Below are 25591 nucleotides of genomic sequence, written 5' to 3' on the forward strand. Positions count from 1 at the left end.
CGTCTTCAACCGCCTCGTCGAGGCCGGAAAACCCAAGAAACTCGCCCTCATCGCCGTCGCCCGAAAACTCCTCGTCACCCTCAACGCCATGCTCAGAGACCAAAAGCCATACGCCCCATAAACACAGTTGCCGGCACTGCGGCCTGCCTTCGCGGGCTAGAAGCCTGCGCCCGCGTAGGCGGGTGGCCGGGATGACAAGTGTTGTTCCTCTACCAATTGCGCTGGTGTTCCGGTGCCAGTTCGGCCGGATCGGTTCCGCCCAGACCCGGGTAGAGATCATTCCAGTCGGGATTGTCTTTCTCGATCAGATTGATCTTCCACTGCCGCCGCCAGCGCTTGATGCGCTTTTCCCTTGTAATCGCTTCATTGATATCCTGGTGAGGTTCGTACCAGACAAGCCGGTCGACACCGTATTTGGCCGTAAACCCGGGAACCTGCCGGATCTTGTGCTCGAACACCCGGCGCAGCAGCGAATTGGTGACGCCGCAATACAGCGTTCCGTATCTGCGCGAAGCGAGCAGGTAGACAAAGTAGCAGTTTTCCATAAATGCAATTATAAATTGTTAATCAGGCATTGTCATCCCGGATGCACGCCCCGCGCAGGCGGGGCGAAAGTCCGGGACCCATAACCCCGGTGATTGTCCAGCTGTCGCTGACATCGAGCCTGCTTCCGGCCAAAAGCGAGCGTATAGGTCCCGGCCCTGCAGCCCGCCTTCGCGGGCGATCCGGCCGGGATGACAGCGGCGCTCAAAAGCACAAACCGCGGATAAGCCGCGCGTTATCCCCGCATCGCGAAATAATTTCTCCAGCTTTCTCAACCTCTTCCCAAAAAAACGCTGCGGGAAATCAGACCGGTGCCGGCGCCGGGCTATGGTTCGGCATGCTTGAGAAAACCGAGAGAAAACGGCGCGACCGGGTCGACTGGTATCCCTGGATGGTGCGCTACGAGGCGGGCGAAAGCGCAAGCGCGCTCGCCGCCGAGGCCGGCTGTTGCCGGAACACGATCTACCGCAACTGGGCCTGGTTCTCGGCGCTTGCGCCGGAGGAAAGGGCCGATCTGCGGCGGCAGGCTTTCCGCCGGCTGGCGGCACGGATCGAGTCCGATGCCCTGCGTTGCCGGATCGACGAGGCCGGCAAGCAGGCGCGCGGACTGGAGCCGGTCCGGCGGCTGCTCGAAGCCATGGAGGACGAGATGAAACCGAACACGACACGACCGGCAGCAGGGGGCCAGCATGACGAGATCTCACCCGCCGCAGCCCGGGCCGAACTACTTGCGCGACTTGCTGAGCACGCAAGACTGCGACGTACAAAAGCGCTGGACGGACAGTCTGAGCGAAGCGGAGCTGGCGCAGATGCGCCGCGACTGGGCGCTCTGGAAACCAAGCAGGGCACAGATCCCGCCTGAGGGCGACTGGCTGATCTGGCTTTTCCTGGGCGGCCGCGGTGCGGGCAAGACCCGCGCGGGGGCCGAATGGGTGCGCGGTGTTGTGGAGGGCGGGGCACAGCGGATCGCGCTGGTCGCGCCGACCTTCAACGATGTGCGCGAAGTGATGATCGAGGGCCCGTCCGGCCTGATGAATATCGGACCGGAGGCGGGGCGGCCGCGCTATGAGGCCAGCCGCAAACGCGTCGTCTGGCCCGGCGGGGCGGTGGGCTATGCCTTCTCGGCCGAGGATGCGGACGGGCTGCGCGGGCCGCAATTCGATTTTGCCTGGGGCGATGAAATGGCCGCCTGGTCGAACCCGCAGCGCGTCATCGACACGCTGCGCATGGGGTTGCGCCTGGGCGACCATCCACGCCTGATGCTGACCACCACACCGCGGCCGATCCCGGCGCTGAAACGCCTGGTGAAACAGGCCGGTGTACAGCTGAGCCATCAGCCGACCGCCGACAATGCGGCCAATCTGGCGCCGGGCTTTCTCGATGCGATGACGGCCGCCTATGGCGGGTCCGCGCTGGGGCGGCAGGAGATCGAGGGCATATTGATCGACGATCCGCCCGGCGCGTTGTGGAGCCGCGGCCAGGTGGAGGCCTGTTTTGCCGAAACCGTGCCCGATCTCGACCGGATCGTGGTCGCCGTCGACCCGCCGGCCTCGGGCGGACCGCGCTCGGACGAGTGCGGCATCGTGGTGGCAGGCGCGGCCGGCGAGGGGCCGGGCCGGCGCGGTGTCGTGCTGGCGGACATGTCCTTCGGGCCTGCCATGCCGGCCGACTGGGCGGCGCGTGTGGCGTCGGCCTTCGACAGTTTCAGCGCCGACAGTGTGATCGCCGAGGCCAATCAGGGCGGGGAAATGGTGCGCTCGGTGCTCAAGGCCGCCGATGCCGCCCTGCCGGTCAGGCTGGTCCATGCCACACGCGGCAAGCATGTCCGCGCCGAACCGGTCGCCGCCCTCTATGCCGCCGGGCGGGTGAGGCATGCCGGCCGCTTTGCCGCCCTGGAAGACCAGATGTGCGCCTTCGGCTCACCCGAGGCCGGCGGCACCAGCCCCGACCGCGTCGACGCCCTCGTCTGGGCCCTGACCGACCTCCTCGTCGGCACCCGCGGCGCCCCGCGCATGCGGTGGATGTAGGGAATTTACGCATTGTCATCCCGGCCACCCGCTTTCGCGGGCGCAGGCTTCTGGCCTGCGAAGGCAGGCCGCAGGGCCGGGACCTATATCCTTGTTGCAGGCCGTAAGCAGGCGCGAGATTCGCGCTAACCCGGAACCACCGGGGTTATGGGTCCCGGACTTTCGCCCCGCCTCAGCGGGGCGTGCATCCGGGATGACAGCAAAACTTTCGAACACAAAGAAAGGACACGCCATGTCCAACTGGTTTTCCCGGTTTTTCGGCCGGGATGTGAAGACGGCTGCGACGAGCCGGCTGGTCTCGCTGGCGGCGGGGCGGGTGTCGCGCTGGCTGCCGCGGGCGCTGCCGGCGCAGATCGAGGCGGGCTATGCGCGTAATGCGGTGGCCAATCGCTGCGTCAGGCTGATCGCCGAGGCCGCCGCCGACGTGCCGTTCCGGGCCTCCGATCCGGCCGTGCAGCGCCTGCTCGACCGGCCCAATGCCGAGACCTCCGGGCCCGAGCTGTGGGAAAAACTCTACGGTTATCTACAGCTGGCGGGAAACGGCTATCTCGAGCTCGTCACCCTGGACGGCGAACCGCGCGAGCTTTTCAGCCTGCGCCCGGATCGCATGCGTGTGCTGGCCGATCCGACGGGCTGGCCGACCGGGTGGGAGTATGGCGCCGGGGGCTATAAACGCCGCTTCGAGCGCGATCCGTCCACAGGCCGTTCACAGGTTTTCCACATGCGGCTCTTCCACCCGTCCGACGATCATTACGGCCTCTCGCCGCTGGAACCGGCGGGCCGGGCGGTCGATCTGCACACGGCCGGGGCCGACTGGGCGCGGGCGCTGCTGGATAATGCGGCGCGGCCCTCCGGTGCGCTGGTCTTCAACGGCGCCGACGGACATCTCACCGAGGACCAGTTCGAACGCCTCAAGGGCGAGCTGGCCAACACGCACACGGGTGCTGCCAATGCCGGACGTCCGCTGCTGCTGGAGGGCGGTCTGGACTGGAAGCCGATGGCGATGAGCCCGGCGGAGATGGACTTCATCGAGGCGCGGCGCGAGGCCGCACGCGAGATCGCGCTGGCCTTCGGCGTGCCGCCGCTCATCCTCGGCCTGCCCGGCGACAATACCTATGCCAATTATCGCGAGGCCAATCTCGCCTTCATCCGCCAGACCGTGACGCCGCTGGTGCGCAAGACCGCGCGGGCGCTGTCGGTCTGGCTGCAGCCCTGGTTCGGCGGGACGCTGACCATCGAGGCCGAGCTGCCCGGTCCGGAGGCGACGCCATGAGCGAGATGCCCCGCTGGACGCTGCAGCGCCAGGTGACCGCCGGCGTCCTCCTCGCCATCGGCCTGCAAAGCGCCGGCGCGCTGATCTGGTCCGGCCGCGTCGCCGAACGCCTCGACCAGCTGGAATACGCCAACGACCGCGCCGGTCCGCTCGCCGAACGCCTGGCCCGCCTGGAAGCCGAAATGCGCCTGGCAAGGGAGAGTCTGGTGCGCATCGAGCGCCGGATGGAGGAGTAGGCGGGGCGCCTCACCAGACCCGTCATTGTCATCCCGGATGAACGCCCCGCGGAGGCGGGGCGAAAGTCCGGGACCCATAATCCCGGTGCGCTTCCAGCTGCCGCTGAAACCGGATCCGCCTCCGGCCAAAAGCGAGCGTATGGGTCCCGGCCCTGCGGCCCGCCTGCGCGGGCCATCCGGCCGGGATGACATCGCAAATTCAAGGAAGATTTCATCATGTCCCAACCCCTCCTGATCGAGGGTCATGCGAGCCTGTTCGGGCTGGCGGACCTGGCCGGCGATGTGGTGCATCGCGGCGCGTTTGCCCGGACGCTGCGGGCGAAGACGTCCGTGCCCATGCTGTTCCAGCACGATCCGGCCGAACCGGTCGGCGTGTGGACCGGGCTGCGCGAGGACCGGCGCGGGCTCTTCGTCACCGGCGAGATCCTGGCCGAGGGCCCGCGCGGACGCACGGCGGCCGGCCTGGTGGCCCGCGGTGCGGTGAACGGTCTTTCCATCGGCTTTCGCACCCGCCGCTCCGCTGCCCGCAAGCCGCGCGGCCGCGATCTTTTCGACATCGATCTCTGGGAGGTCTCCATCGTGACCTTCCCCATGCTGCCGCAGGCCCGCCTGCGGCTTGTCCGGCCTGCCGTGGCCGCCTGATCTCCTTCACTCAAAAGGGAAAATCCATGACCAAGGAAACCAAGATGACGCCGGTCTCGGCGGAAACCCGGGCCGCGCTGGGCGAAGTGCTGGCTGCGTTCGAGGCCTTCAAGGAGGCCAATGACGCCCGGCTCGACGAGCTCGACGCCAAGGCCTCCTCCGACGTGCTGCTGGACGACAAGGTCGCCCGCATCGATGCGGCCCTGACGCAGCAGAAATCCGCCCTCGACCGCCTCCTGCTCGACCGGGCCCGCCCCGGTCTCGACGGCGCTCCGGCCAATGCCGGCTCGGCCGCCTGGTCGGACTATATGCGCCGCGGCGATGCGGCGGGGCTCCATGAGGGCAAGTCGGCCAGCGCGGGCTCGGACGCCGATGGCGGCTATGTCGTGCCGGCGGAGACCGAGGCGCGCATCGATCGCCTCCTGACCGAAGCCTCGCCGATCCGCGCCATCGCCTCGGTGCGCCAGACCTCGGCGGGCATTTTCCGCAAGCCGGTGTCGAAAGGCGGCGCCGCCACGGGCTGGGTCGCCGAGACCGCCGCGCGGCCGGAGACCGACAGCCCGACGCTGGACCTGATCGATTTCCCCTGCGCCGAGCTCTACGCCATGCCGGCTGCCACCCAGCAGCTGCTGGACGATGCCATGGTGGATATCGAGCAATGGCTGGCCGAGGAGGTGCGGGATGTCTTCGCCGTCCAGGAAGGCGCGGCCTTCGTCAACGGCAATGGTTCCGGCAAGCCGCGCGGCTTCCTCAACTATACCAAGGCCGCCGAAGGCACACAGGCCTGGGGCGAGATGGGCTATGTCGCGACCGGAACGGATGGCGGTTTCGACGCCGGCGATCCGGCCGACGCGCTGATCGATCTCGTCTATGCGCCCAAGACCGCCTATCGCGCCCGCGGCCGTTTCGTGATGAACCGCCAGACCGTCTCCGCCGTGCGCCGCTTCAAGGATGCGGACGGCAATTATCTCTGGCAGCCCTCGCTGTCGGAGGCGGGCACGTCGACCCTGCTGGGCTATCCCGTCACCGAGGCGGAAGACATGCCCGATATCGGTTCGGACGCCTTTGCCATCGCCTTCGGCGATTTCGAGAAAGGCTATCTCGTCGTCGACCGCCAGGGCGTGGAAGTGCTGCGCGATCCCTATTCCGCCAAACCCTACGTCCTCTTCTACACCACCAAACGCGTCGGCGGCGGCGTGCAGGACTTCGAAGCCATCAAACTGCTGAAGTTCGGGACGTCGTAGAGGCTTTCCTCCCCACTTGCGTGGGGAGGGGGACCGCGCCGCAGGCGCGGTGGAGGGGCCGCCGCGTCAGCGGCGGAAGGGCGCCGCAGGACCCCGACCGTCCTTCCGGCGCGGCGCGCCGGCCCCTTCGACCCCTCCTTCGCTGAAGCTGCGGAGGGCCCACTTCCCCACGATGTGGGGAAGAAAAGGGTTGATTTGGCCTGTTCTGAACCTCCCTCTCCCTTGGGAGAGGGATCGAGGGAGAGGGGGAAGACACCGCCCCTGGCGTTCTAGGCGCCAGCACCGGGATTTCCCCCTCATCCGCCCCTCCGGGGCACCTTCTCCCGGGGGAGAAGGGGGTTAAGCGGCACGACAGCGCAGATCGTCTAGGCACTTTACCAGAAGGACCATCTGCTCTTGCCCGGTTCGGGAAGGCGCATCCAGAGCATGGCGTAGGCAATGGAAAAGAAGAGCGTTATTGCCGCGACGACCAGAATGACGGGCCACAGCGTTCCCAGGCCGTCGAAGCGATGCCACACGCCCCAATAAACGGCCAGCATTGCAGCGGTGCCCAGCCAGATACCGATCTGGTCGCCGAGACCAGGGAGATAGAGGCCAGCCCCGTCGACTTGCCAGGCAGGCAGGATGCTCCGGGCCTTTTCAGGTGCCCAGCCGATGAATCCGAGTTTGAACCACCAGGGTACGATATCGCGCTTGAGGCCAAGCCAGTGGCGGATGGGATTGCGGATCAACGTCCTCGCAGTCGCCGAGATCGGCAGAGCGAAAATCAGGAGGATGGGCAAGGCGCTGCCCGTCCCGGATTGCCGCCATGTCACCGCCGCGCAAAGCGCCAGCGTAAGCATTGCCCCTGCCGCATGGACCGCCACTTCCGACCAGAATGGGCGGACTGCATTGGGCGAAACCAGGCCTGCAACTCTTCGGGAGACGATGTCCATGTCCCTCACACATCTTGTTCCGCCCGCAGCGCGGTCACCGGGGTGGAAAAAAGAAAAACCGGTCAGACTGTCCGGGCGCCGGAAGCGTGTAGTCGCGGATGATTACCGCCCGGAACCACGGTATGGCCAGGCCGGCCAGTCCGGTCAAAGGCACAATGACAAAGCCGCGGTGGACATCCGGCAGGATCAGGATGAGCCCGAGTGTTGCGAGGTTGTAGCTGACAAGCGCGCCGATCGCATGGCCGACGCCGGGCAGATAAACCCGGTCCTTGTACACGTGCCAGTCCGGTGCCGTCTCCCGAACCAGATCCGGGGTGGCCCGTACGAACCGGAGTTTGAACCACCAGGGCAGTGTATCCGGTCCAAGGCCGAAAGCGCGCCGGACCGGATTTCGGACCAGCGGGCGGATCAGGCTGATGACGATCACCGACCAGATCATCGCCCAGAAGAAACCGTAGACCGGACCCGGCGCGACAAGAGCATAGGCGGCGTATCCGCTGGGGATCGCCGCGAGTGCTGCGACGGCATGGACCGTCGCTTCGGCGTCAAAGCTGGTCCGCATCGCGTCGGGCCAGTCGGCGCGCTTCAAAAAGATCGAGGAGAAATCTCCCATGTCCCTCACACTCCACACTCCGCCATCCGCGGAGCCTGTCACGCTGGCCGAGGCGAAGCTGCGGCTGCGCATCGGCAATGATGTGCATGACGATGCGATCAACCAATGGATAGCCGCGGCCCGTGAGCGCGTCGAGCGGGAAACGGGGCGGGCGCTTCTCGCCCAGACCTGGGTCGAGCGGCGCGACCGCTGGGACGGGGACGGGCGGTTGATGGCGTTCGGGACGCAGTTCCGATTGCCCAGACCGCCGCTGATCGCCCTGGAGGCGGTCACCACATACGATGCAGACGGCACGCCGTCGGATCACGATCCGGCGGCGTTTTTTGTGGACACGATGGCCGATCCGGGGCGCATCGCGCTGAAACCGGACACGGTCTGGCCCGAGCCGGGCCGCGCCGTGGGCGGGATCGAGATCCGCTTCCGCGCAGGCTATGGTGACCAGCCTGCCGATGTCCCCGCCCCGCTGCGCGAGGCGATCCTGCAGCTGGTGAAAGCCATGTCCGAGGGCGGCGACGCTCTGCCGCCGGTCGCCGGCAGCCTGATGGCGCCCTATCGCCGGGTGACGCTGTGAGCGGGCCGGAAGCGGGCCTGCGCGCCGTGATCGATGCCGCCCTCAAGGCCGATCCGGCGATCCAGGCGGTGCTGGGCGATCCGGTGCGGCTGACCGCCCGGCGTGGCCGGCGCACGCCCTATCCCAATGCCAGCTGGGGGCGGATCGAGACCGTGGAAACCGGCGCCGACGGCGTGTCGCTGCTGGAATGCCGGCTGAGCCTGGACATCTGGTGCCGCGATGCCGATCCGGCCGAGCTTCTCGGCCCGCTGCGCACCGCGCTGGCCGGGCTCGATATCGACCTGCCGGAACCCTGGACTTTGCTCTCGCTTCTGCCCGCCTACAGCGATGTCTTCGCCACGCGCGACACCGATATCCGCCGCGGCCTGATCCGGTTGAAGGCGGTGATGGGGCGGGTGGGATGACAGGCTCCGAACCCGGTTTCCCCGGATAAGCGAAGCGCATTCCGGGGCCTGCCGGACATTGCCTTTCAGCCTCAACGAGGCCCCGGAACAGGTCCGGGGAAAACAGATTTCTGACGTAGTGGAGATATGCTGATGACCCTCCAATCCGGGCGCGATGTCCTGTTGCGGATCGGCGATGGCGGCGAGCCGCCGGCCTTTGCCGCGGCTGCCGGGCTGCGCATGAAGACGATCTCGCTGAATGCGCGGACGGTGGATGTCACCCATGCCGACAGTGCCGATGGCTGGCGCGAATTGCTGGCCGGGGCGGGGGTGAAATCCTGTTCCGTCTCCGGCGCGGGCGTCTTCGTCGACGCGGCCGCAGACGCCCAGGTGCGCCAGGCTTTTTTCGACCAGGCGGCGCGCGACTGGCAATTGGTGATCCCGGGTTTCGGCACGATCACCGGCCCCTTCCTGGTGGCGAGCCTGGATTATTCCGGCCGCCATGATGGCGAGGCGGCCTGGGCGATGACCCTGGCCTCGGCCGGTGCGCTCACTTTCGAGGCGCTCTGATGGCCAATCCCGTGCGCGGCGAGGTGGAGCTGGTGGCCGGCGGCGAGACGTATCGCCTCTGCCTGACGCTGGGTGCGCTCGCCGAGATCGAGACGATCTGTGCCGATGGCGCACCGATGACGGCGACCCGCCTTCTCGCCGTGCTGGGCGCGCTGATGCGTGGCGGCGGGTCGAGCCTCACGGCCAGCGAGATCCGCGCCCTGCCGCTGGACATGGAGACCGTTGCCGGTGCCGTCGCGGCCTGCTTTGAACGAGCGGGCGCGTGACCGGCGCCATGGACTGGCCGGCCGCGCTGCGCCTGGCCGTGCGGCTGGGCCTGACGCCGCACGCCTTCTGGCAATTGAGCCTGGCGGAATGGCGCGCCCTGACCGGCGGCGCCGCGCCGTCGCTCGACCGGGCGGCGCTTGACGCCCTTCTTCAACGCTATCCGGACCCTTCATCATGACCGATTATTCCGACCGGGCCGGCGAGGCCCTGCAGACGCTGGCCGACGGTCCCGCCCGCCAGGCAGCCGATGCCATTTCCGCCGCCTTCGAACGCACGGGCGAGACCATCGAACAGGCGCTGGGCCGGGCGGCGCGCTCGGGCGAGACCAGTTTTTCGCGCATGACCGACGCCATCCTGCGCGATCTGGCGCGCCTGGCCGCCGAACAGCTGATCGAGAAACCGCTGGAAGGCGCCATCAATCGCGCCCTGTCCGGTCTCGACCTGTTCGGCGCAAGGGCCGGGGGCGGACCGGTGACACCGGGCGGTGCCTATCTGGTCGGCGAGCGCGGACCGGAGCTTTTCACGCCCGCCAGTGCCGGCGAGGTCGGCCCGGCCGGGGCGCCGAATGTCACCGTCAATCTTGTCCTGCCGCCGGGCGGTGACGCCCGCGCCGTCGAAGGCTCGCAGACCCGCATCGCGCGGGCACTGGCCCGAGCCGTTGCCCGGGGGAGCCGCTGGTCATGAGCGCGTTTCACGAGATCCGCTTTCCCTTCGCCATCGGGCTGGGCGCATCGGGCGGGCCGGAACGGCGTACCGAGATCGTCACGCTGGTGTCCGGCCGCGAGGAGCGCAATTCGCCCTGGGCGAATTCCCGCCGTCGCTGGGATGCCGGGCCGGGTATTGCCTCGCTGGACGATATCCACACCCTCCTGGCCTTCTTCGAGGCGCGACGGGGCCGGCTGCACGGTTTCCGCTTCCGCGATCCGCTGGACAACCGCTCCTGTGCGCCCTCGATCCAGCCATCCCCGGCGGACCAGGTTCTGGGGACAGGCGATGGCGGGGCGGCTGCCTTCCAGCTGGTCAAACACTATGCCAGCGGTGCGCAGAGCTGGACCCGCATCATCGCCAAACCGGTCGAGGGATCGGTGCGCGCCGCCATCGACGGTGCGGAAACGCCCGTCGTCACCGATCACACGACCGGCCTCGTCATTTTCGACACCCCGCCCGCACCGGGCGCCGTGGTCACCGCCGGCTTCGCCTTCGACTGCCCGGTCCGCTTCGACACCGACCGCCTCGACATCGCCCTCGACACAGTCGGGGCCGGGGCCGTGCCGCATGTGCCGCTGGTGGAGCTGATTTAGCAGTGCGCGCTGCCGCGCTCTGCGCCGCTTCGCGCCGCCCCCTCAGTCCGCTGTCGCGGACAGCTCCCCCGCAAGCGGGGCGAGCCCTGAACAAGGCTTCCCCTGCGTCAGCGGGGGAAGTGGCCGAACCCCGGCCAGAGGCCGGGTGAGGTCGAAGGGGGTGAGTGCGCCGTATTCCGAAAGGACATCCCATGCTCACGCTTTCTCCTGCGCTCGAGGCCGCGCTGGCTTCGGGGGTGACGACGCTGTGCTGGTGCTGGCGGGTGACGCGCCGGGACGGGGCGGTGTTCGGTTTTACCGATCACGATCGCGAGCTGAGCGTGGACGGGCTGGTTTTCCTGGCCGGGTCCGGCTTTGGCGGCGCAGATCGCGAGTGCGCGGCCGGGTTTGCGCCGGGCCAGACAGGGCTTGCCGGCGCGCTGGATGCGGAGACGGTGACACAGGCCGATCTGGAGGCCGGGCTGTGGTCCGGGGCGCAGGTGGACATCCTGCGGGTGGACTGGTCGGCGCCGGAGACTTTCGTGCGGACCGGCCGGGGCGAGCTGGGCGAGATCCGCTGCCGTGACGGCCGGTTCGAGGCGGACCTGCTGGGGCCGGCCCACCGGCTGGAGACGATGACGGGCCGGGTGTTCGCCCGCCGCTGCGATGCGGAACTGGGCGATGCGCACTGCGGTGTCGATGCGGGGCATGGCGGGTTTGCGCTGGGCTGCGACAAGCGCTTTGCCACCTGCCGCGACCGGTTTGCCAACACGCTGAATTTCCGTGGCTTTCCCTACATGGTCGGCAATGACATGCTGCAGGCCTCGCCCGCCAGCGAACCGGTCCGCGATGGCGGGTCGCGGGGGCTTGTGTCATGAGCCGGGCGCAGGTGCTGAAGGAGGCGCGGACCTGGCTGGGCACGCCCTATTGCCACCAGGCCAGCCGCCGCGGGGCGGGGTGTGACTGTCTGGGCCTGATCCGCGGTGTCTGGCGGGCGCTGTATGGCGCCGAGCCGGAGAGTGTGCCGGCCTATACGCCGGACTGGGCCGAAGTGGCGGGCGAGGAAACGCTGCGCGACGCAGCCATGCGGCATCTCGTGGAGATCGATCGCGATACTGCCCGTCCGGGCGATGTCCTCCTCTTCCGGCCCGATCTGGCCGGTCCTGCCAAGCATTGCGCCATCCTCTCCGCCCGCGACCGCATCATCCATGCCTATTGGGGGCGGGCGGTTGCCGAGACCGCGCTGTCGCCCTGGTGGCAGCGGCGCTGCGTGGCGGCCTTCGCCTTCCCCGAATGCGAGGCTGACCAGCCTGCACGGTCGCTGGCCGAGCGGGTGTTTGGCCCTTCCTAGACTCACCCCCTTCGACCTCACCCGGCCTCTGGCCGGGTTCGGCCACTTCCCCCGCTGACGCAGGGGAAGCCTTGGCACAGGGCTCGCCCCGCTTGCGGGGGAGCTGTCCGCGTGAGCGGACTGAGGGGGCGGCGCGAAGCGGCGCAGAGCGCGTCAGCGCGCAATCTCGCAAAAGCACAGGACACGAAACCCATGGCGCAACTTGTTGTGACGGCCGGGCAGGCCGCGCTGAACGGGGTGCAGGCGCTGGCACCGGCGCTGGCCTCGACGGCGGCCAATGCGGCGGTGAATGCGCTGCTGGCGCCGCATCGCGAGGGGCCGCGGCTGAGCGAATTGCCGGTGCAAACCTCGACCGACGGTGCGCCGATGGCGCGGATCTGGGGGCGGGGGCGGATCGCCGGCCAGGTGATCTGGGCGTCGCGCTTCTCGGAGCATCGAAGCGAAAGCGGTGGCGGCAAGGGCGGGCCGACGCGCACCGATTACAGCTACTCCATCTCCTTTGCCGTCGGCCTGTGTGAGGGCGAGATTTCCGGCATCGGCCGGATCTGGGCCAATGGCACCCTGCTGGACCGCTCGCGCTACCCGGTCCGCCTGCACACCGGGGCCGAGGACCAGGCACCCGATGCGCTGATCCAGACCATTGAGGGCGCAGACGCGCCGGCGTTCCGGGGCACCGGCTATGCGGTGATGGAGGACTGGCCGCTCGACGCCTTCGGCAATCGCATCCCCAATCTTTCTTTCGAGGTGTTCCGTCCCGTGCGTGGTGCCGGGTTGGAGCGGCAGGTGCGGGCGGTCAATCTCATCCCCGGCTCGGGCGAGTTTGCCTATGCCGTCGAGCCGGTGATGCGCGAACTGGGGCCGGGCCATGAGGCCGCCGAGAACGCCCATAATGGCCGCGGCCTGACCGATATCGTCGCTGCGCTGGACGATCTGGAGCGCGACCTGCCGGCCTGCCGCTCGGTCCAGCTGGTCGTCGCCTGGTTCGGCACCAGTCTGGACTGCGGTACCTGCGAGATCCGTCCGGGTGTGGAGACGCGCGACAAGGTCACACGGCCGCTGGACTGGTCGGTCGCCGGGACCGGACGGGCCGGCGCGCACCTGATCTCGCAGGCCGATGGCCGTCCCGTCTATGGCGGTACGCCGGACGATGCCTCTGTCATTGCCGCAATCCGCCATCTCAAGGAGCGCGGCTATGCCGTCACCCTCTATCCCTTCATCCTGATGGACATGCCCGGCTATCCCTGGCGCGGCCGGATATCCGGCCCCGATGGCAGTCCTGATGCCGCCGACGATGTCGCCGCCTTTTTCGGCACGGCTGCGGCGGAGGATTATGCGGTCTCGGGGGATGCGGTGACATATGCCGGGCCGGGCGAGTGGCGCTTCCGGCGTTTCATCCTGCATTGCGCCGCCCTGGCGAAGGCGGCCGGCGGGGTGGACGGTTTCCTGATCGGGTCTGAAATGGTGGGACTGACCACGCTGCGCGATGCCGCCGGCACCTATCCTGCCGTCGATGCGCTGTGCGATCTGGCGGGCGCCGCGCGCAGCCTGCTGGGCAGTGGTGTGCGCCTGTCCTATGCCGCCGACTGGACCGAGTATCACGGTCACCAGCCCGGCGGCGGCGCGAAGGTCTTTCATCTCGATCCGTTGTGGAGCGACCCGGCGATAAGCGCTGTGGCGATCGACTGGTATGTGCCGCTGAGCGACTGGACCGGCAGCGCGGATGAGGCGGATGCCGCCATCGCGACCGGTCCCCACGATCCGGCCTATCTCGCCGCGGGCGTGGCCGGCGGAGAGGGGTATGACTGGTATTATGCCTCGGACGCGGATCGCGAAGACCAGATCCGCACGCCGATCGCCGATGGCGCCCATGGCGAGGACTGGATCTGGCGCGTCAAGGATCTGCATGGCTGGTGGTCGAATGCGCATCATGACCGGCCCGGCGGCGTGCGTGACGCTGTACCGACCGGCTGGGAGCCGCGTTCCAAACCGCTCTGGCTGACGGAAGTGGGGTGTCCCGCCGTCGATCTCGGCGCGAACCGGCCCAATGTCTTTCTCGATCCGAAGAGCGATGAAAGCGCGTTGCCCTGGCACTCCACCGGCACGCGCGACGACCTGATGCAGCGCCGCTATCTGGAGGCGCTGCTGTCGCACTGGGAGGCGGGTGCGAACAATCCCGTTTCGCCGGTCTATGGCGGGCCGATGGTCGATCCGGACTTGATCCACATATGGACATGGGACGCCCGGCCCTGGCCGGATTTCCCGACGCGCACCGATATCTGGTCGGACGGACCCAACTGGGAGCGCGGCCACTGGCTCAACGGTCGCGCCGGCCAGGTGCCTGTGGCGGGCATCGTCGCCGAGCTGGCGGAAGATGCCGGCATGCCGGCGCTCGACGTGTCGGCGCTGGACGATCTGGTCTCCGGCTACACGGTCGACCGGCCGATGAGCGTGCGGGCGGCCCTGGAGCCGCTTGCCGGCCTCTTGGGCTTCGGTGTGTTCGAGCGCGCGGACGGGATGCATTTCGTGTCGGCCGGGCGTTCCGGTCCGGTCTTCGCGCTGGCCGAGCCTGTAGCGGGGCCGGACGGCGACCGGCACTGGACGTCGCTGCCGCCGGCCGAACTGCCGCGCGATGTGGCGCTGGGCTTTTTCGACGACACGGCCGCCTACCGGCCGGGCCGGGTTTCGGTGCGCGAAGCCTTTGGCACTGTGACCACCCTGGCGCAGCAGGTCTGCGTCGTTGCCGACCCGTCCCTGGCGCGCAGCTGGTGCGGCGCGGTACTGGCCGATCTTGCCCATCAGGCACCGGTGACCGGGTTCGGCCTGCCGCCCTCGGCGTTGGCTGTCGAAGCGGGCGATACGGTTCGGCTCGACACGCACGCCCTGCAGGTGGTTGCGCTCGATGGAGGCGATATCCGCCAGACCCGGGCCTGCGCGCCATCCCTGCGCCGAGCGGCGGTCAGCGGCGCGGATAGCGGCGTCGATGCACCGGGACCGGCTCTGCCCTCGCGGCCGCTGGTTGCAGTGCTGGATATTCCCCTCTTCGCCGGGGCGGAGACGCGGGCCGGGCCTTTGCTGGCGGCCCATGCCGAACCCTGGCCGGGGCGGATCGTCTATCATGCCGGCGGTGCTGCCCGGGCGGAAAGCCGCCAGCCGGCACGGATCGGTGCCCTTGCCGACGATCTGCCGGCCGGGCCGCCCGCGCGCTGGGACCGGGCGAACACGGCGGGGATCGAACTTTATTCGGGGGCGCTCGCTTCACTGCCGCCCGGGACCGTGCTGGCCGGTGGCAACCGGTTAGCTGTCGCAGCAGCCGACGGGGCATGGGAAATCCTCGCCTTTGCCGATGCCGAACTCGTTTCGCCGCAGACCTGGCGTGTGCGCACGCTGCTGCGCGGTCTCGGCGGAAGCCGGTGCCTGGATCATGTCGCAGGCAGTCAGGTGGTTGTGCTGGCCGGCGTGAGCGATGTCCTGCCTGTCGCCGTGCACGAAACCGGTGCGCCGCTGTCCGTCACGGCTGTGCCCGACGGATTGCCGGTGCATCACAGCCAGGCGCGAACGGTGGATTTCGTGCCGCAGCAGCGGCATCTGCGCCCGCTGGCACCGGTCCATCTGCGCGCACGGCAAACAGACGATGCACTCGAGCTGGCCTGGATCCGCCAGACACGCATAGGCGGGGACAGCTGGGCGGCCGGCGATGTGCCGCTGGGCGAGACATTCGAGCGCTACCGTGTCACGGTCTCGGCAGACGGGGAAACCGGGCTGGAGCTGGAAACCGCTGAGCCTGTCCTGTCCCTGCCGCTGGCTGCCGTAGACGACGCATTCGGCGGTCGTCCGGCAGCGCTCACCGTCAATGTTGCCCAAGTGTCCGACCGCTACGGCCCCGGCGAGACGGTGTCGCTGAGCCTCGACCTGTGAGGTGGCTTTGCGAACCGGGGCAAACCCGCTTACATGAAAGGCGTGTAGACCCCGACCGGTGTGGTAACAGGAAGCATGGACGATCCCTACAAGACGCTGGGCGTCTCCAAGACCGCTTCGGCCGAGGAGATACGCAAGGCCTACCGCAAGCTCGCCAAGGAGCTGCACCCCGATGCCAATCCGGGCAACAAGGATGCGGAAGAGCGTTTCAAGAAGGTCTCTCAGGCCTTCAAACTCCTGTCCGATGCGGAAAAGCGCGCCGAATACGATGCGGCTGCGCGGGCCGGATTCGGCGCGGGAATGGGCGGCGCGGCCGGTGCTGGCGGACGGCGTCCGTTCAATTTCCGCCAGTCTCGCCACCAGGGCGCCGATTTCAGCGATATTTTCTCCGACCTGTTCACCGATTTCGGCACGCAGACGCGACAGCCTCCGCCGCGCAAGGGGGCCGATGTGCGTTACTCGCTGACGGTGGATTTCATGCAGGCCGCCCAGGGCGGCAAGCATCGCGTGGTGCTGCCTGATGGCCGCAAGCTGGAAGTCGCCGTGCCGGCCGGAGCGGCCGATGGCCAGGTGCTGCGCCTGCGCGGGCAGGGCGAAGCATCGGCGGCGGGCGGCCCGGCGGGCGATGCCTATATCGAGGTGAAAGTCTCCGAGCACAAATATTTCTCCCGCGAGGGGGATGATGTGCGGCTGGAACTGCCGATCTCCGTCAAGGAAGCCGCGCTGGGCGCCAAGGTGCGCGTGCCGACGATTGATGGCCCTGTGGATCTGCAGGTGCCGGCGGGCTCGTCTTCCGGTACGCTGTTGCGGCTGCGCGGCCGCGGATTTGCGACGTCCAAAGGCAAGCGCGGCGACCAGCTGGTACGGCTGATGGTGGCCCTGCCGGCGAGCGACAAGGCACTCCGGGATTTCCTGGAAACCTGGACGCCGCCCTCCGGTTACGACCCGCGCAAGGGCATGCGGTCGTGACCTGAACGATTTGGTAGTAACCTGTTCAGCGCGGGTTCAGGGGATGTCCGCGAGAGTAAGGGCCATGATGAGACATCTGCTGATAATTGCCGGCGCCTTCGCAAGCGTTCTGGTGCCTCTGGCCACAGTGTCCGATGCCGATGCATCGGTCGCGATGGTGCAGAAGCAGGACCAGGACCCGCGGGGCCGTTACACGCCGAATGAGGCGCGCGACGAGCGCCAGCAAGGCAATATCGTGCCGGCCCTGCGCGTGATCAATACCGTGCGCCAGCGTTATCCCGGTGCCGACGTGCTCGATGCCGAGCTCGAAGGCGGGGCTGCGCCGCGTTACGTCATCAAGATCCTGACGAGCGATGGCCGGCGGGTGGATGTTGTGGCCGATGCCCGCAACGGGCGGATTCTCTACGAACGTTAGGGGGAAGAGATGCGTGCGCTTGTCGTTGAAGACGATCCGGACCTGAACCGCCAGCTTGGGCGTGCCCTTGAGGATGCCGGCTATGCCGTGGACACCGCGCTGGATGGCGAGGATGGCCATTTCCTGGGCGATACCGAACCCTATGATGTCGTCGTGCTGGATCTCGGCCTGCCCAAGATGGACGGGGTGACGGTGCTGGAGCGCTGGCGCCAGGCCGGCAAGGGCTTTCCCGTGCTGATCCTGACGGCGCGCGACCGCTGGTCGGAGAAGGTCGCCGGCTTCGACGCGGGCGCGGACGACTATCTCACCAAGCCCTTCCATACCGAAGAATTGCTGGCTCGTCTGCGCGCGCTGACCCGCCGGGCGGCCGGTCACACCACCTCGACCATCGAGTGTGGCGAACTGTCGATCGACACGCGCGGCGCGCGGGTCTTCATCGATGGCGCACCGGTGAAGGTGACGTCGCACGAATTCCGCATGCTGTCCTATCTGGCCCACCACCAGGACCGGGTGATCTCCCGCACCGAACTGGTCGAGCACATCTATGACCAGGATTTCGACCGCGACAGCAATACGATCGAGGTCTTTGTCGGCCGTCTGCGCAAGAAGATCGGCAATGACCGGATCGAGACCGTGCGCGGGCTGGGCTATCGCCTGGTGGATCCGGAGGCCCGGCCGGTTTCGTGACGGAACGCCGGTCCTCCCTGGCCTTCAGACTGTTTGCCGGCGCCGCAGCCTGGGCGCTGGTCCTGCTGTTGCTCGGCGCCATCGCGCTCACCACGCTCTACCAGCGTTCGATCCTGCGCACGCTGGACGACCGGCTGACGAGTGTCGTCGGCGCGCTGGTCGCCGCCGTGGAAGTCGATGCTGCCGGGGATGTGCTGCTGGCGCGGCGTCCATCGGACCCTGCTTATGGCCGGGTCTTTTCCGGCCGTTACTGGCAGATCGTCGATGATGACGGCAGCGCGGATGGCGGCGAGGTGCTGGCCGTGTCCCGCTCGCTCTGGGACGAGGTCCTGGTACCCGGCAATGCGCTGCTCGACCGGCTGCGGGCAGAGCCCGGCGCGGTTGTCATCATGGACACCAAGGGGCCGAGCGGCGAACCCCTGCGTCTGACAGGCCAGGCCGTGCAACTGTCCGACCGCCCGGGCCTGGTCGTCTTCATGGCGGCCGAGGACCGCCGGCCGGCGGACCGCGATGTGCGGACGTTCGCGATCACGTCCGGCCTGATGTTTCTGGGCTTTGCGGCGGCGATCGCCGCCGGCGTCTTCTTCCAGGTGCGGATCGGTCTGGCACCGGTCCTGCGCATGCGGGACCGGGTGGCCGAGGTGCGAGAGGGGCAGGCTGAACGGGTCGACGGGACCTTCCCGGCCGAACTCCAGCCCCTGGCCGACGAACTCAACGCCATGCTCGATCATTCCCGCGAGCTCGTCGAGCGGTCGCGTACCCATGTCGGCAATCTGGCGCATGCGCTGAAAACGCCGATCGCCGTGCTGACCAATGAGGCGCGAACCTCGCAGGGGCCGCTGGCCGATCTGGTGGAACGCCAAACCGGGATCATGGCGGAACAGGTCGAGCACCATTTGCGCCGGGCCCGGGCGGCCGCGCATGCCAAGGCGGTCGGTGCGCGCACCGATATTGCCCCCACGGTCGACGATCTCGTGCGCACGCTGGGCAAGATCAACGCTGCCCGCGCCCTGACGATCACAGCCGATGTTCCCGGGGACTTGCGCTTTCGCGGCGAGCGCCAGGATCTCGAGGAAATGGTCGGCAATCTGATGGACAATGCCTGCAAGTGGGCGCGCGGAACCGTGCGGGTCAGTGCCGAACGCACGGATGAGCGGAACCTGGCAATCCTGATCGAAGACGACGGCCCCGGCCTTGACGAAGGCGAGGCGCAATCGGCGCTGCAACGCGGTGTCCGGCTGGACGAAAAGGCGCCGGGATCGGGGCTGGGCCTGGCGATCGTGTCCGACCTTGCCCATGCCTATGGCGGAGAGCTGACCTTGTCGCGGTCAGAACTCGGCGGGCTCTCTGCCCGTATCGACTTGCCTGCGACCAGTCGATAAACTGTCTTTAACCTTGCGTGTTCAAAAGTAAGGGACGGGTAAGGCGGATTTATTTTGGCCTATGGTGACTTTATCGCCAAGCAAGCGGGCTCAGCTCGAAGAATTGTGGCGCAGGATGCCTGCGAACACACGAGCGGCCCTGTGCTCGGCGGTGGAGGCTGGCAAGGACGCCGATCCGCAGGCCGCGGCACTCCATGAAATCCTGACCAGCCTGGAAGAAAGCGTCGGCAAGCCGGCCGGCGAGCTGGCGAAACCCTTTATTCTGGCACCCCTGCGCCCGATGGTGGGCACGCCCGGCGATACGCCGCCCTCGCGCTTCCGTTTCTCTCCCGACGATCTCTCGAAGATCTGGGGCTGGCTGGCGCGGGAATTGGCAAAGGACACGGTCGAGCGCGCCAAGAAGTGCCGCAAGCCGGAGAAGGATCCGGTCTGGTTCGAGTTCCGCCGCGAAGCCGGTCAGGCCCTGAAGACCGCTATCCAGGCTGCCGACCGCGTACCCAAGGACATGACGGCGCTGACCAAGCGTTTCGGGCCCGACGGCAAGGGCATGCTGACCGATGCTGCGACGCTGCTCAGCTGTTCGCAGGAAATCGCCGAGGCGATGATCGATATTCCCGAGCGGATCGAGGAGCTGGACGAGGAAATCGTCTACACGCTCAAGGACAATTACGAGCGCCTGTCGGCCGAGAGCCCGGAAGCGGCCCTGTGGACCCTGCTGCTGACGATCGGACGTCTGGACTATCCCTGGCAGATATTCCGGGCGGTCGCGAAGATCGGCAATCGCGAAGACGATCTCGTCGTCTCGAAGACCGACATGGCCGCGGTCGGCGACGCCGTGCTGGCCGATACGGGCTATTTCGCTGCCAAGCTGAAACAGCCGCCCCAGACCCTGGAAGAAGCCAAGGCGGCCTTCGACCTGTTCGACCGTTTCGTGGCGCACTCCACCGGCATGACCAAGGAGTTCGGCATCCGCAAGGCCGGGCGTTGGGGGCAGGTCCTGTTCAGCCTGCGGGCCGAGGCCTCGTCCAATGTCGAGAAGACGCTCAACAAGGTGCCGCTGTCGCTGGATACCGGCCTGCCGGAACCGCGCCGTGGACGCAGCGGGCGGATCATTCCGGCGCAATTGCCGCCGGAACAGGCGATCGACCGGGCCGAGGGCCTGCTTTACTTCCTCTCCAATTGCCGGGCCCACGCGACGGCGGCGGCCATTGCCAGCACGCAGAAGCGCATTGCCGACGCGGCCGAGAAGCGTCTCCAGGAGGCCGGCGCCATGCTGGTGGACCTGATCGCGGACAGCGAGGGGCAGAACCGGACCACCGCCCAGGACGGGCTTGAAATCACCGCGCGTCTGCTCGATGCGGCCGGGCGTGCAGACCTTGCCGACATCCTGCGCCGGCGCGGCCTCGCCGCCGCGGCATAGCGTCCCGCCCGGCACTCCCGGCTTGCACGGCACGCCCGGCCGGACTACCTCGACCGGTATGAAGACGCCGTCCTCTTCCCTGTCCTCTTCTCAGACCATCGCGCTCGAGACGCGGGATAGCGATGCCGATCGCCTGATGTCGCCCAGCGCGGCGCGCAATCGTGCGCCGATTGCCGAGCTGCTGGCGGGAATTCTTCCTGAAAACGCGCAGGTTCTGGAGATCGGTTCGGGCACGGGCGAACATGCCGTCGCCGCCTGTCAGGCCCGTGCCGATATCCGCTGGCAGCCCAGCGATCCGGACGCGCAGTCGCGCCGCAGCCAGGCCGCCTGGGCGAGCGAGGCGGACGGGCGGATTTCCGCGCCGCTGGCGCTGGATCTGCGCGAGGCGGACTGGTTCGCGGACGCCGGAGCGCCGGATGCGCTCGTCTGCATCAATGTGATTCACATCTCGCCCTGGATCGTGACCGAGCATCTGGCCGCCGGTGCCGCCGCACTGCTGCCGGCCGGGGCTCCGGTCTATCTCTACGGACCCTATCAGGAGGGCGACGCCACGGCGCCGTCCAATCTGGAATTCGACCGCTCGCTGAAGACCCGCAATCCGGACTGGGGCGTGCGGGCGCTGGCGGATGTCGTCGCGGTGTTCGACCGGGCCGGCTTTGTTCTTGAAAGCCGCACCGGCATGCCGACCAACAATCTCTCCCTGGTTTTCCGAAAGCGCGAGGCTTCGTGATGCGTCACCGTAACCGCCGTCTGGCCACCATTGCCGCTGCCGGGATCGTGCTGGCCGCGGCCGTCGGGCTCGGGCTGACCGCGATGCGCAGCGCCATCGTCTATTTCTATTCGCCCAGCGAGGTGATGGCCGAGCATCCCGCCTTCGATGAACGCGTCCGTGTCGGCGGGCTGGTCGAGACCGGCAGTGTGGACGAGGAGAGCGACGGCACGATCCGCTTTGTCGTCACCGACGGTGCCGCAAATGTGACCGTGCGTTATGCCGGCATCCTGCCGGACCTGTTCCGCGAGGGGCAGGGCGTGATCGTGCAGGGCCGGTTTGTCGAGCATGGCCTCCTGTCCGCCGAGACAGTGCTGGCCAAACACGATGAGACCTACATGCCGCCCGAGGTGGCCGAGGCGCTGCGCGAGGCGGGCGTCTGGCAGGGTGACGGCGAAGGCGAAACGGCTGCGGGCGAGCCCGGGACTGACTGACCGGTCTTCGCGGGTGCTTGCGATCCGGCGCACAGGCTCTACCTGTTGAGCGAGCGAACCGGAGGCGCAGCATGGCGCATACACTGAGCGTGAGTTTCGAAGGATCCGGCGGCGACACGCTGGACGCCCGTCTGGAAATGCCAGCCGGCCCGCCGCGGGCCTATGCGCTGTTTGCCCACTGCTTCACCTGCTCCAAGGATTATTTCGCCGCCAGCCGGATCTCGCGCCGGCTTGCCGATCGCGGCTTCGCCGTTCTGCGCTTCGACTTCACCGGCCTGGGCGAATCGGAAGGCACGTTCTCCGAGACCAGCTTTTCCTCGAACGTCGCCGACATCGAAAAGGCGGCGGACTTCCTGAAGCGCGAGTATCAGGCACCGGCGCTCCTTGTCGGACACAGCCTGGGCGGAGCCGCTGTGATCGTGGCGGCCGGACGGATCGCGTCCGTTAAGGCGGTTGCTACACTCGCTGCGCCGGCCGATGCCAGTCATATCATCCAGTCGATGGGCGTCGATACGGATGCCATCGAGCGCGACGGCCAGGCCGAGGCGACGCTCGGCGGGCGCACCTTCACCGTCACACGCCAGTTTCTCGACGACATCGCCGACCTGAATGTCGAGGCCGCTGCGCGGGCGCTGGAACAGCCGCTCCTGATCGCGCATTCGCCGGTCGATGCGGTGGTCGGGATCGACAATGCCTCGCGCCTCTTCCTGGAAGCCCGCCATCCCAAGAGTTTCGTCAGCATGGACCATGCCGATCACCTGATCGGCGATCGCCGGGATGCCGCCTATATCGCCGATGTGATTGCCGCCTGGGCTGCGCGCTATGTGGCGGACGAGCGGGATGACCGCGTGCCGGAACCGGCCGGCGAGGGCGGGGTCGTGGTCGCCGAGACCGGACAGGGGCGCTATGAGAATCATGTCGTGATCGGCGATCACGTCATGCTGGCCGACGAGCCGGAGCGGGTCGGCGGTCATGATTCCGGCCCGTCTCCCTACCAGTATTTGCAGGCTGCGCTGGGCGCATGCACCTCGATGACGATGCGCATGTATGCCGAGCGCAAGGACTGGCCGCTGGAGCGGGTGACGGTGACGCTGCACCATGAGAAGGGGCATGCCGAGGACGGCGAGGCGACCGTCGAAGGCGAGGCCCGCAAGGTCGATATCATCGACCGCTCGATCCGGATCGAGGGCGATCTGGATGAAGATCAGCGCGCCCGGCTGATGGAAATTGCCGACAAATGCCCGGTTCACCGCACCCTGAACGATCCGGTCGTGATCCGCACCCGTCCGGTGTGATTGACACGAAACCGCCTGCCGGGGCTGGGCGTTGGGTGAAACATGTCCGGCATCTTACCGGAAGTAATGTTATTGTAATGTTCGAGAAACGCGCCGGATAACCGTCAGGCGTGAAGTTCGTGCTCGTACGCAGCACACATTCGCAACGAGGAAGGTTGTTCTGTCCCATGATTTCTGTTGATCGCATGCGCCGCCTTGGCGGTGTCTCGCTTCTGGCCCTGTCCACCGTGGCCGCCGCTTCCCTGGCGCTCCCGCTCGGTACGCCCGCCATGGCCCAGGAAACGGAAATCCGCCCGCCTTTCGCTGCCGCAGTGCCCAATGGCGCGCCGATGTCCTTCGCCGACCTGATCGAGACGGTCAGCCCGGCTGTCGTGACAATCCGTGCCAGCACGCCGCCGCGCGAGCGGGAAACCGAAATGTCGCCGGATCTCGAGCGCCTGCCGCCGCAACTGCGCGAATTCTTTTCCGAACGCTTCGGCGATAACGGCCCCGCCATGCCGCGCGGACGCGAATCGCTCGGTTCGGGCTTCTTCATCGATGCCGAGGGCCACATCGTCACCAATAACCACGTTGTCGCCGGCGCCGAGGAAATCACGGTCGGCCTGAGCGATGGCAGTGAATACGAGGCGCGCATTGTCGGCCTCGACGAACAGACCGACCTGGCACTGCTGAAGGTCGAAGCCGATGTCGACTTCCCCTTCGTGACACTCGAGGAAGACGCAAATTACCGCGTCGGCGACTGGGTTGTCGCAGTCGGCAATCCCTTCGGTCTGGGCGGTACGGCGACAGCCGGCATCATCTCCGCCATCGGCCGTCCGATCGGCAATGCGACCTATAACGACTTCATCCAGGTCGATGCCCCGATCAATCGCGGCAATTCCGGCGGTCCCACCTTTGACCTCGCCGGCAATGTGATCGGCGTGAATTCGCAGATCTTTTCGCCGACCGGCGGCAATGTGGGTATCGGCTTTGCCATCCCGTCCGATGTCGCCGCCCGGATCGTCGAGCAACTCAAGAGCGACGGCCGTGTCGCGCGCGGCTGGCTGGGCGTCTCCATCCAGAATGTCACCGACGACATCGCCGGCGCCATGGGGCTGGAGGAAGCGCGCGGCGCGATCGTCAGCTCCATCACCGCAGGCGGCCCGGCTGCAGACGCCGGGTTCGAGCGGGAAGATGTCATCCTGGAAGTCAATGGCGAGGCCGTCGAAGGTTCGCGCGATCTCACCCGCCGGGTCGGATCGTTCGCCGCCGGCGAGGAAGTGCGCTTCCTTGTCATGCGTGACGGCCGGGAGCGGACCCTGCGCGTGCGCCTCGGCGACCGTCCCAGCGAAACCGATCTCAACGCGATGCAGAATGTCGGTCAGGCCGAAGCAGAGGAATCCTATTTCGGCATGACCCTCGTCCCGATGACGGACGAGGACCGTGAGCGGGCTGGGCTGGCAGGCAGCGATAGCGGCCTTGTGGTCACCGCGCTTGCGCGTGACTCCGAACCGGCCCGCAAGGGTATGACGACCGGCGACATCATTCTGGAAGCCGGCGGTTCGCCGGTTGCGTCGCCGGACGCGTTCCGGGCTGCCGTGACCCGCGCCCGCGAAGATGGCCGAACGGCCGTTCTGCTCCTGGTCGAGACGCGTGGCGGCCAACGCTATGTCGCGCTCGAGCTGGACGAAGAAGACGAATAGGAGAGACCGGGGTGCGCATCCTGATAGTCGAAGACGATCGCGAGGCCGCGAGCTATATCCGCAAGGGCCTGCGCGAGAGCGGCCATGTGGCCGACCACGCCGGTGACGGCGAAGAGGGCCTGGAAATGGCCCGCGCCGCGGACTACGACGTGCTCGTCGTCGACCGCATGATGCCGCGCATGGACGGCCTGTCCATGGTTGAAACCCTGCGCGGGGAAGAGGATCGCACGCCGGTCCTCATCCTCTCCGCCCTCGGCGAGGTCGATGACCGCGTCGAAGGCCTCAAGGCCGGTGGCGACGACTATCTGGTCAAGCCTTACGCCTTTGCCGAACTTCTGGCCCGCGTCGAGGCACTCGCCCGGCGCCGGGACCCGGAGACCGTCCGCACCAAGCTGGTTGTGGGCGATCTGGAGATGGATCTCCTTGCCCGCACGGTTGTCCGGGACGGCGAGGAGATCCTGCTTCAGCCGCGGGAATTCCGCCTGCTGGAATTCCTCATGAAGCATTCCGGTCAGGTGGTGACACGCACCATGCTGCTGGAAAAGGTCTGGGACTATCACTTCGACCCCCAGACCAATGTGATCGACGTGCACATTTCACGACTGCGCTCGAAGATCGACAAACCCTTCCCGCGGGCGCTTCTGCACACCGTGCGAGGGGCCGGCTACCGCCTTCAGGCCTGATCGGG

The 25591-nt window shown here is 67.5% G+C and carries 29 protein-coding genes and 1 pseudogene; 27 read left to right on the plus strand and 3 right to left on the minus strand.

Annotated elements, in window-relative coordinates; all coding sequences use genetic code 11:
• Positions 1 to 121, plus strand: a pseudogene (locus JJ918_RS12595) (IS110 family transposase); the annotation flags it as partial.
• Between the two features lie 88 nt (positions 122 to 209).
• On the opposite strand, the gene JJ918_RS12600 reads toward JJ918_RS12595, so the two are convergent.
• Positions 210 to 545 (minus strand): GIY-YIG nuclease family protein, encoded by a 336-nt coding sequence (locus JJ918_RS12600; RefSeq protein ID WP_291887833.1) that lies wholly within the window; start codon positions 543 to 545, stop codon positions 210 to 212.
• Positions 546 to 880: 335 nt separating this feature from the next.
• Here JJ918_RS12600 and JJ918_RS12605 point away from each other — a divergent pair, with 335 nt between their 5' ends.
• The 6 genes from JJ918_RS12605 to JJ918_RS12630 all read left to right on the plus strand — a co-directional run bounded on the left by JJ918_RS12605 (position 881) and on the right by JJ918_RS12630 (position 5965).
• Entirely contained in the window at positions 881 to 1405 is a 525-nt protein-coding gene (locus JJ918_RS12605) for a hypothetical protein (RefSeq protein ID WP_291887835.1), read from the plus strand.
• Positions 1353 to 2570, plus strand: coding sequence for a terminase family protein (locus tag JJ918_RS12610; protein ID WP_291887838.1), 1218 nt, complete (start codon positions 1353 to 1355; stop codon positions 2568 to 2570). The genes JJ918_RS12605 and JJ918_RS12610 overlap by 53 nt, the downstream gene beginning before the upstream one ends.
• A gap of 232 nt (positions 2571 to 2802) precedes the next feature.
• Complete coding sequence (locus JJ918_RS12615) at positions 2803 to 3843, plus strand: phage portal protein (protein ID WP_291887839.1); 1041 nt, start codon at positions 2803 to 2805, stop codon at positions 3841 to 3843.
• Positions 3840 to 4079, plus strand: coding sequence for a hypothetical protein (locus tag JJ918_RS12620; RefSeq protein ID WP_291887841.1), 240 nt, complete (start codon positions 3840 to 3842; stop codon positions 4077 to 4079). The genes JJ918_RS12615 and JJ918_RS12620 overlap by 4 nt, the downstream gene beginning before the upstream one ends.
• 216 nt (positions 4080 to 4295) lie before the next feature.
• Positions 4296 to 4721, plus strand: coding sequence for an HK97 family phage prohead protease (locus JJ918_RS12625; protein WP_291887843.1), 426 nt, complete (start codon positions 4296 to 4298; stop codon positions 4719 to 4721).
• 26 nt (positions 4722 to 4747) lie between these two features.
• A complete protein-coding gene (locus JJ918_RS12630; RefSeq protein WP_291887845.1) occupies positions 4748 to 5965 on the plus strand; it encodes a phage major capsid protein in 1218 nt (405 codons plus the stop codon).
• 374 nt (positions 5966 to 6339) lie between these two features.
• Here JJ918_RS12630 and JJ918_RS12635 read toward each other — a convergent pair whose 3' ends face one another.
• Both JJ918_RS12635 and JJ918_RS12640 read right to left on the minus strand, forming a co-directional pair.
• Positions 6340 to 6900 carry a hypothetical protein gene (locus JJ918_RS12635; protein WP_291887847.1) on the minus strand — a complete coding sequence of 187 codons (561 nt, stop codon included), beginning with the start codon at positions 6898 to 6900 and terminating at the stop codon, positions 6340 to 6342.
• 34 nt (positions 6901 to 6934) lie between these two features.
• On the minus strand, positions 6935 to 7513 hold the full coding sequence (locus tag JJ918_RS12640; RefSeq protein WP_291887848.1) for a hypothetical protein: 579 nt from the start codon (positions 7511 to 7513) through the stop codon (positions 6935 to 6937).
• On the opposite strand from JJ918_RS12640, the gene JJ918_RS12645 reads away from it, so the two are divergent.
• The 20 genes from JJ918_RS12645 (at position 7512) to JJ918_RS12740 (ending at position 25586) form a co-directional block, all read left to right on the plus strand.
• Positions 7512 to 8084 (plus strand): phage head-tail connector protein, encoded by a 573-nt coding sequence (locus JJ918_RS12645; RefSeq protein ID WP_291887850.1) that lies wholly within the window; start codon positions 7512 to 7514, stop codon positions 8082 to 8084. The genes JJ918_RS12640 and JJ918_RS12645 overlap by 2 nt on opposite strands.
• On the plus strand, positions 8081 to 8488 hold the full coding sequence (locus JJ918_RS12650) for a DUF3168 domain-containing protein (RefSeq protein WP_291887851.1): 408 nt from the start codon (positions 8081 to 8083) through the stop codon (positions 8486 to 8488). Before JJ918_RS12645 ends, JJ918_RS12650 begins: the two co-directional genes overlap by 4 nt.
• 132 nt (positions 8489 to 8620) lie before the next feature.
• The gene (locus tag JJ918_RS12655) at positions 8621 to 9037 is read left to right on the plus strand and encodes a phage major tail protein, TP901-1 family (protein ID WP_291887853.1); all 417 of its coding nucleotides are present in this window, start codon (positions 8621 to 8623) and stop codon (positions 9035 to 9037) included.
• On the plus strand, positions 9037 to 9303 hold the full coding sequence (locus JJ918_RS12660) for a GTA-gp10 family protein (protein WP_291887855.1): 267 nt from the start codon (positions 9037 to 9039) through the stop codon (positions 9301 to 9303). Before JJ918_RS12655 ends, JJ918_RS12660 begins: the two co-directional genes overlap by 1 nt.
• A gap of 8 nt (positions 9304 to 9311) precedes the next feature.
• A complete protein-coding gene (locus tag JJ918_RS12665; protein WP_367277709.1) occupies positions 9312 to 9482 on the plus strand; it encodes a phage tail assembly chaperone in 171 nt (56 codons plus the stop codon).
• Complete coding sequence (locus tag JJ918_RS12670) at positions 9479 to 9988, plus strand: phage tail tape measure C-terminal domain-containing protein (RefSeq protein ID WP_291887856.1); 510 nt, start codon at positions 9479 to 9481, stop codon at positions 9986 to 9988. The genes JJ918_RS12665 and JJ918_RS12670 overlap by 4 nt, the downstream gene beginning before the upstream one ends.
• Positions 9985 to 10605: a DUF2460 domain-containing protein gene (locus JJ918_RS12675; protein WP_291887858.1), complete on the plus strand. Its 621-nt coding sequence runs from the start codon at positions 9985 to 9987 to the stop codon at positions 10603 to 10605. Before JJ918_RS12670 ends, JJ918_RS12675 begins: the two co-directional genes overlap by 4 nt.
• 191 nt (positions 10606 to 10796) lie before the next feature.
• Positions 10797 to 11462 carry a DUF2163 domain-containing protein gene (locus tag JJ918_RS12680; protein WP_291887860.1) on the plus strand — a complete coding sequence of 222 codons (666 nt, stop codon included), beginning with the start codon at positions 10797 to 10799 and terminating at the stop codon, positions 11460 to 11462.
• Entirely contained in the window at positions 11459 to 11935 is a 477-nt protein-coding gene (locus JJ918_RS12685; protein ID WP_291887862.1) for an NlpC/P60 family protein, read from the plus strand. Before JJ918_RS12680 ends, JJ918_RS12685 begins: the two co-directional genes overlap by 4 nt.
• 192 nt (positions 11936 to 12127) lie before the next feature.
• The gene (locus JJ918_RS12690; RefSeq protein WP_291887864.1) at positions 12128 to 15850 is read left to right on the plus strand and encodes a glycoside hydrolase/phage tail family protein; all 3723 of its coding nucleotides are present in this window, start codon (positions 12128 to 12130) and stop codon (positions 15848 to 15850) included.
• A gap of 75 nt (positions 15851 to 15925) precedes the next feature.
• Positions 15926 to 16819: a J domain-containing protein gene (locus JJ918_RS12695; RefSeq protein ID WP_291887866.1), complete on the plus strand. Its 894-nt coding sequence runs from the start codon at positions 15926 to 15928 to the stop codon at positions 16817 to 16819.
• A 64-nt stretch (positions 16820 to 16883) separates the two neighbouring features.
• Complete coding sequence (locus tag JJ918_RS12700) at positions 16884 to 17234, plus strand: PepSY domain-containing protein (protein ID WP_291887867.1); 351 nt, start codon at positions 16884 to 16886, stop codon at positions 17232 to 17234.
• Between the two features lie 9 nt (positions 17235 to 17243).
• Complete coding sequence (locus JJ918_RS12705; protein WP_291887869.1) at positions 17244 to 17921, plus strand: response regulator transcription factor; 678 nt, start codon at positions 17244 to 17246, stop codon at positions 17919 to 17921.
• On the plus strand, positions 17918 to 19303 hold the full coding sequence (locus tag JJ918_RS12710) for a sensor histidine kinase (protein WP_291887871.1): 1386 nt from the start codon (positions 17918 to 17920) through the stop codon (positions 19301 to 19303). Before JJ918_RS12705 ends, JJ918_RS12710 begins: the two co-directional genes overlap by 4 nt.
• Before the next feature lie 115 nt (positions 19304 to 19418).
• Positions 19419 to 20723 carry a hypothetical protein gene (locus tag JJ918_RS12715; RefSeq protein ID WP_291887873.1) on the plus strand — a complete coding sequence of 435 codons (1305 nt, stop codon included), beginning with the start codon at positions 19419 to 19421 and terminating at the stop codon, positions 20721 to 20723.
• 58 nt (positions 20724 to 20781) lie between these two features.
• The gene (locus JJ918_RS12720) at positions 20782 to 21453 is read left to right on the plus strand and encodes a DUF938 domain-containing protein (RefSeq protein ID WP_291887875.1); all 672 of its coding nucleotides are present in this window, start codon (positions 20782 to 20784) and stop codon (positions 21451 to 21453) included.
• Complete coding sequence (gene ccmE, locus JJ918_RS12725) at positions 21453 to 21926, plus strand: cytochrome c maturation protein CcmE (protein WP_291887877.1); 474 nt, start codon at positions 21453 to 21455, stop codon at positions 21924 to 21926. Before JJ918_RS12720 ends, ccmE begins: the two co-directional genes overlap by 1 nt.
• A gap of 71 nt (positions 21927 to 21997) precedes the next feature.
• On the plus strand, positions 21998 to 23221 hold the full coding sequence (locus JJ918_RS12730) for a bifunctional alpha/beta hydrolase/OsmC family protein (protein WP_291887879.1): 1224 nt from the start codon (positions 21998 to 22000) through the stop codon (positions 23219 to 23221).
• Positions 23222 to 23388: 167 nt separating this feature from the next.
• Positions 23389 to 24903, plus strand: a complete 1515-nt coding sequence (locus JJ918_RS12735; protein ID WP_291887881.1) for a Do family serine endopeptidase — start codon at positions 23389 to 23391, stop codon at positions 24901 to 24903.
• A gap of 11 nt (positions 24904 to 24914) precedes the next feature.
• Positions 24915 to 25586 (plus strand): response regulator transcription factor, encoded by a 672-nt coding sequence (locus JJ918_RS12740; RefSeq protein ID WP_271185120.1) that lies wholly within the window; start codon positions 24915 to 24917, stop codon positions 25584 to 25586.
• Positions 25587 to 25591: the final 5 nt, after the last annotated feature.

Origin of the sequence: Maricaulis sp. (assembly GCF_017642925.1) — a bacterium.
GTDB lineage: Bacteria > Pseudomonadota > Alphaproteobacteria > Caulobacterales > Maricaulaceae > Maricaulis.

Coding starts and splice junctions, on each gene's coding strand:
- JJ918_RS12735 (WP_291887881.1), top strand. CDS start 23,389: ATGATTTCTGTTGATCGCATGCGCCGCCTTGGCGGTGTCTCGCTTCTG.
- JJ918_RS12600 (WP_291887833.1), bottom strand. CDS start 545: ATGGAAAACTGCTACTTTGTCTACCTGCTCGCTTCGCGCAGATACGGA.
- JJ918_RS12680 (WP_291887860.1), top strand. CDS start 10,797: ATGCTCACGCTTTCTCCTGCGCTCGAGGCCGCGCTGGCTTCGGGGGTG.
- JJ918_RS12645 (WP_291887850.1), top strand. CDS start 7,512: ATGTCCCTCACACTCCACACTCCGCCATCCGCGGAGCCTGTCACGCTG.
- JJ918_RS12640 (WP_291887848.1), bottom strand. CDS start 7,513: ATGGGAGATTTCTCCTCGATCTTTTTGAAGCGCGCCGACTGGCCCGAC.
- JJ918_RS12675 (WP_291887858.1), top strand. CDS start 9,985: ATGAGCGCGTTTCACGAGATCCGCTTTCCCTTCGCCATCGGGCTGGGC.
- JJ918_RS12620 (WP_291887841.1), top strand. CDS start 3,840: ATGAGCGAGATGCCCCGCTGGACGCTGCAGCGCCAGGTGACCGCCGGC.
- JJ918_RS12665 (WP_367277709.1), top strand. CDS start 9,312: ATGGACTGGCCGGCCGCGCTGCGCCTGGCCGTGCGGCTGGGCCTGACG.
- JJ918_RS12635 (WP_291887847.1), bottom strand. CDS start 6,900: ATGGACATCGTCTCCCGAAGAGTTGCAGGCCTGGTTTCGCCCAATGCA.
- JJ918_RS12605 (WP_291887835.1), top strand. CDS start 881: ATGCTTGAGAAAACCGAGAGAAAACGGCGCGACCGGGTCGACTGGTAT.
- JJ918_RS12670 (WP_291887856.1), top strand. CDS start 9,479: ATGACCGATTATTCCGACCGGGCCGGCGAGGCCCTGCAGACGCTGGCC.
- JJ918_RS12700 (WP_291887867.1), top strand. CDS start 16,884: ATGATGAGACATCTGCTGATAATTGCCGGCGCCTTCGCAAGCGTTCTG.
- JJ918_RS12630 (WP_291887845.1), top strand. CDS start 4,748: ATGACCAAGGAAACCAAGATGACGCCGGTCTCGGCGGAAACCCGGGCC.
- ccmE (WP_291887877.1), top strand. CDS start 21,453: ATGCGTCACCGTAACCGCCGTCTGGCCACCATTGCCGCTGCCGGGATC.
- JJ918_RS12705 (WP_291887869.1), top strand. CDS start 17,244: ATGCGTGCGCTTGTCGTTGAAGACGATCCGGACCTGAACCGCCAGCTT.
- JJ918_RS12660 (WP_291887855.1), top strand. CDS start 9,037: ATGGCCAATCCCGTGCGCGGCGAGGTGGAGCTGGTGGCCGGCGGCGAG.
- JJ918_RS12615 (WP_291887839.1), top strand. CDS start 2,803: ATGTCCAACTGGTTTTCCCGGTTTTTCGGCCGGGATGTGAAGACGGCT.
- JJ918_RS12695 (WP_291887866.1), top strand. CDS start 15,926: ATGGACGATCCCTACAAGACGCTGGGCGTCTCCAAGACCGCTTCGGCC.
- JJ918_RS12730 (WP_291887879.1), top strand. CDS start 21,998: ATGGCGCATACACTGAGCGTGAGTTTCGAAGGATCCGGCGGCGACACG.
- JJ918_RS12625 (WP_291887843.1), top strand. CDS start 4,296: ATGTCCCAACCCCTCCTGATCGAGGGTCATGCGAGCCTGTTCGGGCTG.
- JJ918_RS12720 (WP_291887875.1), top strand. CDS start 20,782: ATGAAGACGCCGTCCTCTTCCCTGTCCTCTTCTCAGACCATCGCGCTC.
- JJ918_RS12690 (WP_291887864.1), top strand. CDS start 12,128: ATGGCGCAACTTGTTGTGACGGCCGGGCAGGCCGCGCTGAACGGGGTG.
- JJ918_RS12655 (WP_291887853.1), top strand. CDS start 8,621: ATGACCCTCCAATCCGGGCGCGATGTCCTGTTGCGGATCGGCGATGGC.
- JJ918_RS12610 (WP_291887838.1), top strand. CDS start 1,353: ATGCGCCGCGACTGGGCGCTCTGGAAACCAAGCAGGGCACAGATCCCG.
- JJ918_RS12685 (WP_291887862.1), top strand. CDS start 11,459: ATGAGCCGGGCGCAGGTGCTGAAGGAGGCGCGGACCTGGCTGGGCACG.
- JJ918_RS12715 (WP_291887873.1), top strand. CDS start 19,419: ATGCCTGCGAACACACGAGCGGCCCTGTGCTCGGCGGTGGAGGCTGGC.